Below are 10,614 nucleotides of genomic sequence, written 5' to 3'. Positions count from 1 at the left end.
TAGTGATCCATATTTTTTATCACAATAAGATTGATCTAAAGTAGTTGTAGTAGTAGTTGTTGTTGTTTCTGTAGTTGTAGTTGTTGTTTCTGTAGTTGTAGTTTCGGAAGTAGTTGTGGTAGTTGTTGTATCCTTGGGCTTTAAAGAAGTTGTTGTTCTTGGTGTATCGCTACCTGTGCTGCCAAGACCGTCAGCCTTTGTGCCGTCAGGCTCTTCGCCATAATAGAGCTTGCCATTGATATAAACAGGTACATAAGGTGTTATAACGCCTGAAGCTGTACCGTCTGTTGACGAACCCTTGCCTACACCCTTAGCAGAGAAGTCATTTGATGAATCCCAGCCACTGCCGTAGTCGGGCATTACGATAGCAAGGAGTATCTCGCACTGCTGCTGTCCCTCTGATATAGGGAGAACAACACGTCCGTCAGGGAGATTTACCTCGATGTAGTAGATATTGCCGCTGTACTGTATCGGCTTGGATATCTCAGCTGTCTTGTAGCCCTTATTTGCATACATTGCAGACTGATCACGGTCGCAGCGGATAACGAGATCCTCAGGGTTCTTGCCTGCGGAAATTACTTCGCTGAGGTCCATGAAGTATCTGAATGAGATATTATCCTGAACTCTTGCTGGCCATGCGGAGTGGTTGGTCACCTTGAAGCTGATAGTCTGTCCGCTGGAATCGCCACCCTTTGAGAGCACTTCAACGTAAAACTCGGGACCGTCATGTACCTCTGGCTCTGGGAAATTTGGATCCTTTGTGCCGCCGTACTTATCCACCATTTTGCAGAGCATAGCTGTGAAGCCAGCGTTATAGTCTGTAGCAACCTCGTTGTTGATGAAGTCCTGACGGTCGTCGTTGTAAGAGCCATCCTGGTTAGGACCTCCTACGAGAGCGCCGTAGAGGATATGTCTTGTCTTATCGGGTATCTTAAGGTCATTCTTCCATGAACCATGAGCTGTACGGTGATGAGGGTTCTGGGGATACTTGTCACCAAAGCCTACAACGTAGCTCTGTTTCAGTGGATTGTCACCGAGAGCATAGTTTACCTGTGTCTCAGCAAATTCTGTGTACTTGGAAGCCTCTGAGGTGAGAATAGTATCGCTTGCAACAGTTGCAATGAAAGCAGCTGTATTTGCGTACCTCAGACAACCCCAGTTGCTCAGCCAACGGAGTCCGCCGGAGATTGTCTTAGCCTCATCGCCGTTTACCCAGCGGTCGCAGTGCTTCTTTACGTGAGCGATAGCGCTTGAATCATTTGTGTTTATAGCGTAGAGCAACATAGCTCCCTGAGTATTGTCGTCCCAGCAGTGTCCCCAGCCGTAAGCGATAGTATCACCCTCGCCCAGCATCTTGCCGAGATTTGGGATATAACCCTTTGCATCATCAAGGTAGCCGTTGTCGCCTGTTGCGATATAGAGCCAGTTTGCAGCATAGAAGAGCTCATCGTAGAAGTGGCTGGACTGATAGAATCCCTGAGCATCGCTCTTATTATATACATCATCGCTTGGTGATGACTTTGCTATCTTATAAATATTCTCAGCATGCTTTAAGTAGTCAGCCTTCTTGGAAGCGTCAATATCGCCATCAAGCGCTGCCGCACCTGCTGCGAGAGCAGCTGCCATTTCGCCGAAAACAGCGGAACATCCCTTGGAAGACTTAAGAGCCTCACGAGCTTCTGCTATAGAATGTCCGTTGTCTTCCATACCGTATTCAAGAAGCTCAACAGGACCCCACCATGTGTGGTCGTGCTTACCGATACCCACCTGATAAACAATCTCGGAGCCCTTGTCGCACTCTGCAAGATAGTCTAGCACGAAGGTAAGATTGTTCACATAAGTTTCCTTAAGACCTGCCTTTGCAAGTCCGTCGGGGTACTGGTAAAGGCCCCATGCCAGCATTGAAGCGGAATAGGACATAGGAAGATTGAACTTTACGTGATCTCCGGCATCGTACCAGCCTCCAAGAACAGGATCGCTCATAGCAGAATCTGCTTTCCACTCTACTCTGTTCCACTCAGGAAGCGGACCTGCCTGCTGTGCCTCATAGAAGAAAAGCGACTTGTCCAGTGCGTCAGCGTAATTGAACTTGCCGTCAGCGGCGTTAGCCGTTGTCATCATAACACCTGCCGGCAATGCCGAAACAGTTGATGTAGCAAGTAGGACGGCGGAAAGGATACCGCCTGTCAGTTTTTTAAGCATAGTAAAACTCTCCTCTCATTTTATATTGCTCCGTATCCGCGGAGCTTCCTCACGAGTATACCATAGCTATACAACATAATTATGCCACAAATCTCAGTCGATGTCAAGCAAATTATGAGCAGTAGGATAAAGTACCTTTAGCTGTCAGACTGCTCTCTGAAAAATGAAAGGGGCGATGTGACCCTCGCCCCGTAATAATTTTTATTTAAGCTCCGCAACAGTAACGCCGTCTTCGCCCTCGCCGAAAAGTCCGAGCCTGAACGTCTTTACCGACGGATGTGATTTCAGCCGCTTGTGTACAGCCTGTCTCAGCAGTCCCGTACCCTTTCCGTGAATTATAGTAATAGTCGATATATTTGACATTACCGCCTGATCTATGAAGGCATCCAACTGGTAAACTCCGTCATCGCAGGCGCAGCCTCGGATATCTAGCTCCATTTTTCCTCTGCGCTCAGCCTTTACACCTACCTTGTTCATCTTACGATTTGGACGTATGGACTTGTTTCCCACCGTGACCTTCTCCGGTTCTTCAAGACGCAGACGGGATATATTCATCTTAGTCTTCATAACTCCCATCTGAACGTAAACGAAGTCGCTGCCGTCTGGCTCTCCAGAAATTATGCCTTTGCGCTGTAAGTCAACTACGTACACCGTATCTCCCCTGCGGAGCTTTCTCGGCAGGACGTAGCCCTCGTTGGGATCTCGCTTCTCTACGGGATTTGCTGTGTCGTACATCTTGTTGAAGCTCTGCTTTGTCTTTGACTTCATTCCCGATACATTAGCGCTGAAATCTTTCTTTTCCTTTTCCTTACGTAGCCTTTCAAGCTCGTCAAGAAGTTCGTTGGACTCCGCCTTAGTCTGTTCTATGATAGTCATAGCACGGAGCCTTGCCTTTTCAAGCTCCTCAGCCTTTGAAGCCTCTATCTGCTCTCGCTCCCTGCGGATAGTCTCCTCGTGCTCGGCAGTCTCAACGCGCAGACGGTTTATCTCATCTTTCTGCTTTTCCAACTCAAGACGTGCAGCCTCGAGCTTGCCGATGACCTCTTCAAGACGGGTATTTGCCTCACTGACGCGCATTTTAGCGTCATCAATTATATCTGCAGGCATACCAAGGCTTTCGGATATAGCAAAAGCGTTCGACTTACCTGGTGAGCCCACGATAAGTCTGTATGTGGGACGAAGGGTCTCGATATCAAACTCGCATGAAGCATTCTCCACGCCTTCGCTGTCGATAGCAAAAACCTTAAGCTCCTGATAATGGGTAGTCACCATTACCTTCGCTCCGTTCTGCATAAGGCGACGTATAATGGAAATTGCGAGAGCCGCGCCCTCCACTGGGTCTGTGCCCGATCCTAGCTCGTCAAGTAGAACAAGTGACTGCTCGTCGGCAGTTTTAAGTATCTCGATTACCTTGTTCGTATGCGACGAAAATGTAGACAGGTTCTGCTCTATGCTCTGACTGTCGCCGATATCCGCAAGTATATTGTCGTAAACCGATATCCTGCTGCCATCGGCAACGGGTATGAGAAGTCCACACATGGTCATAGCTGCAAGAAGTCCGGCTGTTTTGAGAGTTACCGTCTTACCGCCAGTATTCGGACCTGTGATTATGAGCGCCTGATAGTCCTCGCCGAGACTTATCTCAACAGGAACAGCCTTGTTCTTATCGATAAGAGGGTGACGAGCTTTTTTCAGGTGCATTTTTCCATCATCTGTTATTTCCGGCAGGGAGCAGTTCAGCTTTGCCGCAAGATTTGATTTTGCAAAGTAGAGGTTCAGCTCTGTGCATACCTTGTAATTCTCCGCAAGTATATCAGCATATTCTCCGCAGTCGCGGCATAGTTGCCGGATTATGCGCTCTATCTCCTCCTGCTCTTTTGCTTCAAGGAGACGGATATCATTATTTGCCTCAACTATCGCCATCGGCTCGATGAATATAGTCTGACCTGTAGCAGAGGTATCGTGTATAAGACCGCTAACCTGTCCGCGGTATTCAGATTTTACGGGCAGAACAAAACGACCATCACGGATTGTGACATTAGCCTCCTGAAGGTACTGCTGAGTAGTTTTGTTCTTTATCATCTTGTCAAGGGTCTCGCGAAGCTGCATACCTGCACGATTTATTTTACGGCGTATAGCCGCAAGCTCCGCACTTGCCGCGTCAGATATCTCATTCTCAGAGATTATCGAGCGTTCGAGTTTTTCGAGGAGCCAGTCATTTGGCTGGAGCCGTGAAAAGAGGTAGCTCAGCTCTGTTTCCATATTCTCACAATGAGCATACCAGTCAGCGAGAGCCTTTATCTGTTTGAGCATTGCCGCAATATCAAGGAGGTCGCTGAGAGAGATAACCGCTCCCGACTTAGCCCTTGCAGCCACAGCGCTTATGTCCTTGAAATTGCCGAAAGGCGGAGTTCCGAACTGCACCGAAAGAGACAGAGCCTGAGATGTTTTTAGACATTCATATCGAACTCTTTCAAGGTCATTGTCGGGACGTACCGCCAGCGCCATGCGGCGCGTCTCCTCATTGGATGTGAGCTCCGCAAGCATTTCCAGTATCTTGTCCAGTTCAAGTGTTTTCAAATATTTATCCATATTTATCCTTTAATTTTTTAAATCATAATTATGCTCCGCAGAATTATGATTTGATAGTCTTGTAAAAATCCAGCGTACCAAAACTGCGTTCGAGATGGGTCAGCAGATAGAACTCTGCCAGTGCTGAAAGCCTCTGCTGAGTTTCCTCAGATACGCGAAAATTGAACAGTCTGTCAAAGTCGCTAAGAACGATATGCCGCACCGCACTGAGCACAGGGAGCTTCACCTTCATATAGTTTGAACCGCTTTCGTTCTCAAAGCAGTCTGCGCAGTAAAAGCCACCGTCACTTATGCAGAAAAAAAGCTCCTCCGGCTCATATGTTCCGCAGCCTCGACAAGCAACCACATCTGGCATATAACCTATCTCCGACATCAGTCTGAACTCGAAAAGAGCCTTAATCATGCTCTCTCCGCGCTCTCCATTTTCGAGGAAGTGGAGACAGTTAAGCAGCAACCTCATAATATCACCGTTCTGAGCCTCAGGCTTTATGCAGAACCGCATGACCTCTGCGAAATAACTTGCAAGTGACACCTTGGTCAGAGAACCGCGAAGTCCGTAAAAAATATGTATCGGCTCCGCACTGTTCAAGTAAAGGTAATTACCTCTCCTTTCCACGCAGAACCGTGAATATGCCAAAAGCTGAGTGGAGCTCCCTGATCTTCCGTTTATTTTCCTTGCGCCTTTAACGGAAACCTCAATAACTCCGCTCTCCTTGGTCAGTATATCTATAAATTTGTCCTGTTCGCCGACAGAACGTTCTTTAAGGACGATGCCTTCAACAATTGTCATGGTTATCTTCCTTATGCGCCGAGTATTGCAGATAGTCATCTATACTGCCGCTCACGGCGAATTTATCCCATAAAATATCTTCGTTCAAAACAGACCTCCGGCAAAAATTTGAGAATGGAGAATTTATAATTGAGAGTTACCGTATCCGCTTCGCGGACAGAGCAGAATAATATTACATCGGCAATACATTCATTCTCAATTTTTAATTCATATGATATTTTTGGCGGAAAGCCTGAGATTATTTGCGGTAATTATTTCTCTGAAAGCCCGAAACTGCGTATTAGGTTCTCCCTGTTGCGCCAGTCCTCCTTGACCTTCACCCAGCATTTGAGATTTACCTTTATCTGGAAGAAATCCTCCAACTCTATCCTTGCGGCTGTAGAAGCCTTTTTCAGCATAGTGCCGCCCTTGCCTATGATTATTCCCTTGTGGGACTCCTTCTCACAGTAGATGATAGCAGATATATCCAATATATCCTTGTCATCACGCTCGCTCATCTGATCAACGCCGACTGCTATACCATGCGGCACCTCGTCACTGAGAAGGGTAAGTAGCTTTTCCCGTATCATTTCAGCAGCCAGCACCTTTTCAGGCTGGTCTGTGATCATATCCTCTGGAAAGAAGTGTACCGACTCCTCGGAAAGTGCGATTATCTCGTCGATGACTATATCTACGCCGCTGTTTTCGATAACGCTTACGGGCACTACTGCCTGAAACTGTATCTTCGATGTTAGCTCCGCTATAACCGGAGCCAACTCGTCCTTGTTTCTGAGCAGGTCTATCTTATTGAGCACTAGTATAACCGGCATTTTCGAGCTGTTCATAGACCTTAGCAACTCAAGCTCCTGCTGGTTTATCTTCTTTGTGCAGTCCATAACGAACAGTACAGCATCGATATCGCTGACCGACTCCTTAACGGTATTTATCATGTGCTCGCTGAGTTTATTCAGTGGCTTATGCAACCCTGGAGTATCGAAGAATACCAGCTGAACGTCGTCGATATTGCGTATACCCGTGATACGGGTGCGGGTCGTCTGTGGCTTGCTGCTTACAGAAGCTATCTTCTCTCCTACGATAGCATTTAGGAGAGAAGATTTTCCTGCGTTTGTACGTCCTGCTATAGTAACGAAAGCTGTTCTCGACATCAGCTGTTTTCTCCGTTGACTACGAAGGTAACGTCTCTTGAGATACCAAGTTTCTCAAGGACTGATTCCTCCTTTTCGCGCATTATACGCTGGTCGAGCTGACCAGTCTCGTGGTCGTAGCCCAGAAGGTGGAGCATAGAATGTACTGTGAGGAAGCCTACCTCTCTCTCCAGTGAATGGCCGAAATTCTGAGCCTGCTTTACAGCTGTTTCCAGTGAGATGACAACATCTCCCAGCTGTACCGCACCTGTTTCGGGATTTACCTCAACGGCTCCGTCTTCGCCAGTGAGTGGGAATGAAAGTACGTCTGTAACTGTATCTTTATTTCTGTATATTTTATTGAGATTCTTTATTTCATTATTGCTTACGAAGGAAACGCTCACCTCAGCGTCCTTGCCGAAATTCTCAGTTGTTAGAACTGCCTGACAGCATCTTCTGATAAGAAGCCTTATACCTACGGGGACCTTCACCTCTGTCTGATTATTCTTGACATAAACTTTTAACTTAGCCATGATTATTTTTTCTCCCTTCATTGTATTTTTCATAAGCCTTGATAATATCCTGCACAAGTCTGTGCCTAACAACATCCTTCTCCGTGAAGCGATGTATCTCGATATCGTCTATCCCCCTCAGGACCTTGACAGCCTCCACAAGTCCGGATCTCTTTGTATCGGGGAGGTCTATCTGGGTGATATCGCCTGTAATTACCATCCTGCTCTCGTTTCCGAGACGGGTGAGAAACATTTTAATCTGTTCCGAAGTAGTGTTCTGGGCTTCATCGAGTATAATGAACGCCTCGTCAAGAGTGCGTCCGCGCATATAAGCGAGAGGAGCTACCTCGATTATCCCTTTTTCCATATAGCGTGCGAAGCTTTCAGCGCCGAACATATCGAACAAGGCGTCATAAAGAGGGCGCAGATAAGGATCTACCTTATCCTGAAGGTCTCCGGGAAGGAAACCCAGCTTTTCGCCTGCTTCAACAGCAGGACGGGTAAGGATGATCTTCTTTATCTTATGCTCGCGGAACGCCTTCACTGCCATAGCCACGGCGAGGTATGTCTTACCTGTGCCTGCAGGACCTATGCCAAGGACTATGGTATTGTTCTTTATTGCATCTGTGTAGCGTTTCTGTCCAACGGTACGGGGGCGCAGTATCTTACCTGAGGCGGTCACGCATATGCCGTCGCCGCCGAGCTCATGGAGCTCCTCCTCTATGCCGTCAGCGACCATCGATGTAACGTAGCGGACCGTCTGCTCATTGACGGCATTTCCCTTATCTGCAAACTCCATAAGGGCGCGGACAGCCTTTTCGGCTCCATCAGTATCTCCGTCGCCGATTATTTTGATACCGCCGTCCCTGCTGACAACAGTGACATTGAAATCCTTCTGTATTCTGCTGACATTTCCGTCAAGCTGTCCGAACAGTGCCGAAAGCTGTTCGGGACTGTCAGCTGGTACGAATATTTCCGACATTAATTCTTTTCTCCAATCTTCAGTTCAGGGAAAGCTCCGGCAGCTGCAAGAGCCGCATTGGAATAGCGCCTGTCCGCAGAAACATCTCTGAGGACCTTAACATTATTAGGGAAATCTATAGTCTGCTCCGGCGAGGAAAGCTCGAGCTCCATAATAGCGAGCCGGTCTGAAAACGGGTATGTGTCCAGCTCAAAGAGCTGGTCATGATAATCGAAGCAGTATCGCACCTTAACGACCGGAGGGCAGTCGGTGCGGTGCTGTGTGAGGAGCCTGTGATACTCTTCACCGCTTATCTCAAACTCGTTCTCCTCCCTTTTCACAGGACTGAGGAACACCTTTTCCGTATAGGTATACTTTACGCTCCCGTTTTCGTCCACAGATCTTACTCTGCGCTGGGAGCCGTTTTCTCCACTCCTGAGGTAGGTCTGGACTATACCTATCCTGCGTTTCACATCAAGTTCTGATATGTTGGGGAATTCAACGAGAAATTTACGTTCTATCTCATAATTCTTTCCCATAAGCACACTCCGAAAACGATGATTTTACGTTGATCTCTTTCAACACAATTTATTATACAACTTTTTTTGCATAATGTCAACAAAATATTCGGAAGATTCTGTTTAATATGCTAAATTTAACCACTTTGTCACCATTTTGTCACATACTGGCTCATATATCCCTCAGCATGAGGTTGACCGAATTGAAAATGCCCTCGTTTGAACCTGAAGGATAGGTCTCAACATTGGCTGAGCCATTGCTGCCCATCAGCGGTGTTTCGACTGTTATCGAATCACTGTCTGCCGTTGCCAAAGGCTCTGTCTGCTCTACAATCTCAAGGGGATATCTCATCGGAGTAGGCACTTAAACATCGTGGTAAAGAGTCTACATTCGTCCACAAATGTCCTCAAACACTTCGCTGAAATGTTTAAAGTTTTCAACGTTGCCTCGATATTTATCTTAAACTCATCTTTTCACTGTCTGCAAGCAGAATCAGCTTCCACACGAATCCGCGGATGAGCAGCTTCAACAGACCAGCGTCCGACAGTATATTTTGGTAGAGCGGACATAGGTCATACTCCATTGTGAAGCTGTTAACGAAGGAATCTGTGATATCGTTTTTCTTTCCATAGTAATTTCCTTTCTTAGTAGATATGTCGGTTGTATTGTTGCTGCCGCATTACACAATTTGCTATACTACTACGTATAAAAAGTATATAATAGTCCTTTTTGAGCCAAAGAAACTGCAACAAAAATTTTGATATCAGCAATTATATGTTTGTACAATATGCACTTTTCACGAAATTTCTGTTATTTTTTTGTCGAACCTCTTGAAAATTTTTCCGAGTTGCGTTATAATAATACCATACAAATTTTTAGGAGGTATATTCCATGTCAGTTAAAGTTGCTATTAATGGTTTCGGCCGTATTGGTCGTCTTGCATTCAGACAGATGTTTGATGCTCCCGGTTATGAGGTAGTTGCTATCAACGACCTTACAAAGCCTTCAATGCTCGCTCAGCTTCTCAAGTATGATACAGCTCAGGGCGGTTACTGTGGAAAGATCGGTGAGAATCTCCACACTGTATCAGCAGACGACGAGAAGGGCACAATCACTGTTGACGGCAAGACACTTACAATCTATGCTATGGCTAACGCTGCTGAGCTTCCTTGGGGCAAGATCGGCGTTGACGTAGTTCTTGAGTGTACAGGTTTCTACTGCTCAAAGGATAAGTCACAGGCTCATATCGACGCTGGTGCAAAGAAGGTAGTTATCTCTGCTCCCGCTGGTAACGATCTTCCTACAATCGTTTACAGCGTTAATGAGAAGACTCTCACAAAGGATGACAAGATCATCTCAGCTGCATCATGCACAACAAACTGCCTTGCTCCTATGGCTAAGGCACTCAACGACTATGCTCCTATCCAGAGCGGTATCATGAGCACTATCCACGCTTACACAGGTGATCAGATGATTCTTGATGGTCCTCACAGAAAGGGTGACTTCAGAAGAGCAAGAGCTGGTGCTGCAAACATCGTTCCCAACAGCACAGGTGCTGCAAAGGCAATCGGCCTTGTTATCCCTGAACTCAATGGCAAGCTCATCGGTAGCGCACAGAGAGTTCCTGTTCCCACAGGCTCTACAACAATCCTTACAGCTGTTGTTAAGGGTGCAAACGTAACTGTTGACGGAATCAACGCTGCAATGAAGGCTGCTGCTTCTGAGTCATTCGGCTACAACGAGGACGAGATCGTTTCCAGCGACGTTATCGGTATGAAGTTCGGTTCCCTGTTCGATGCAACCCAGACTATGGTAAGCAAGATCGACGACGATACCTATCAGGTACAGGTCGTTTCATGGTACGACAACGAGAACTCTTACACTTCACAGATGGTACGCACCATCAAGTATCTC

The 10,614-nt window shown here is 46.8% G+C and carries 9 protein-coding genes; 1 reads left to right on the top strand and 8 read right to left on the bottom strand.

Going from position 1 to position 10,614, the window contains the following annotated elements; all coding sequences use genetic code 11:
• The 8 genes from J6U00_RS02440 to J6U00_RS02405 form a co-directional block, all read right to left on the bottom strand.
• The coding region (locus J6U00_RS02440) for a glycoside hydrolase family 9 protein (protein ID WP_296578370.1) at nucleotides 1-2,202 on the bottom strand (2,202 nt) is incomplete at its 3' end.
• A 201-nt stretch (nucleotides 2,203-2,403) separates the two neighbouring features.
• Nucleotides 2,404-4,794, bottom strand: coding sequence for an endonuclease MutS2 (locus tag J6U00_RS02435; RefSeq protein WP_296578368.1), 2,391 nt, complete (start codon nucleotides 4,792-4,794; stop codon nucleotides 2,404-2,406).
• Between the two features lie 43 nt (nucleotides 4,795-4,837).
• Nucleotides 4,838-5,584: a DNA repair protein RecO gene (gene recO, locus J6U00_RS02430; protein ID WP_296578364.1), complete on the bottom strand. Its 747-nt coding sequence runs from the start codon at nucleotides 5,582-5,584 to the stop codon at nucleotides 4,838-4,840.
• Nucleotides 5,585-5,835: 251 nt separating this feature from the next.
• Nucleotides 5,836-6,729, bottom strand: coding sequence for a GTPase Era (era, locus tag J6U00_RS02425; RefSeq protein WP_296578361.1), 894 nt, complete (start codon nucleotides 6,727-6,729; stop codon nucleotides 5,836-5,838).
• Entirely contained in the window at nucleotides 6,729-7,241 is a 513-nt protein-coding gene (gene ybeY, locus J6U00_RS02420; RefSeq protein WP_296578358.1) for an rRNA maturation RNase YbeY, read from the bottom strand. The genes era and ybeY overlap by 1 nt, the downstream gene beginning before the upstream one ends.
• Nucleotides 7,234-8,202 (bottom strand): PhoH family protein, encoded by a 969-nt coding sequence (locus tag J6U00_RS02415; RefSeq protein WP_296578355.1) that lies wholly within the window; start codon nucleotides 8,200-8,202, stop codon nucleotides 7,234-7,236. Before J6U00_RS02415 ends, ybeY begins: the two co-directional genes overlap by 8 nt.
• Nucleotides 8,202-8,720: a CYTH domain-containing protein gene (locus J6U00_RS02410; protein ID WP_296578353.1), complete on the bottom strand. Its 519-nt coding sequence runs from the start codon at nucleotides 8,718-8,720 to the stop codon at nucleotides 8,202-8,204. Before J6U00_RS02410 ends, J6U00_RS02415 begins: the two co-directional genes overlap by 1 nt.
• 151 nt (nucleotides 8,721-8,871) lie before the next feature.
• Nucleotides 8,872-9,051, bottom strand: a complete 180-nt coding sequence (locus J6U00_RS02405; RefSeq protein ID WP_296578351.1) for a hypothetical protein — start codon at nucleotides 9,049-9,051, stop codon at nucleotides 8,872-8,874.
• A gap of 540 nt (nucleotides 9,052-9,591) precedes the next feature.
• Between J6U00_RS02405 and gap the strand changes: the two genes are divergently transcribed.
• Nucleotides 9,592-10,614: type I glyceraldehyde-3-phosphate dehydrogenase (gap, locus tag J6U00_RS02400; RefSeq protein ID WP_296578346.1), on the top strand; the 1,023-nt coding region annotated here is incomplete at its 3' end.

Source organism: Ruminococcus sp. (genome assembly GCF_017650195.1).
Lineage (GTDB): Bacteria > Bacillota > Clostridia > Oscillospirales > Ruminococcaceae > Ruminococcus.
The sequence above is the reverse complement of the archived record's forward strand: the minus strand, read 5'-3'. Positions and strand labels throughout refer to the sequence as shown.

Coding starts and splice junctions, on each gene's coding strand:
- J6U00_RS02410 (WP_296578353.1), bottom strand. CDS start 8,720: ATGGGAAAGAATTATGAGATAGAACGTAAATTTCTCGTTGAATTCCCC.
- J6U00_RS02405 (WP_296578351.1), bottom strand. CDS start 9,051: ATGAGATATCCCCTTGAGATTGTAGAGCAGACAGAGCCTTTGGCAACG.
- ybeY (WP_296578358.1), bottom strand. CDS start 7,241: ATGGCTAAGTTAAAAGTTTATGTCAAGAATAATCAGACAGAGGTGAAG.
- era (WP_296578361.1), bottom strand. CDS start 6,729: ATGTCGAGAACAGCTTTCGTTACTATAGCAGGACGTACAAACGCAGGA.
- J6U00_RS02435 (WP_296578368.1), bottom strand. CDS start 4,794: ATGGATAAATATTTGAAAACACTTGAACTGGACAAGATACTGGAAATG.
- recO (WP_296578364.1), bottom strand. CDS start 5,584: ATGACAATTGTTGAAGGCATCGTCCTTAAAGAACGTTCTGTCGGCGAA.
- J6U00_RS02415 (WP_296578355.1), bottom strand. CDS start 8,202: ATGTCGGAAATATTCGTACCAGCTGACAGTCCCGAACAGCTTTCGGCA.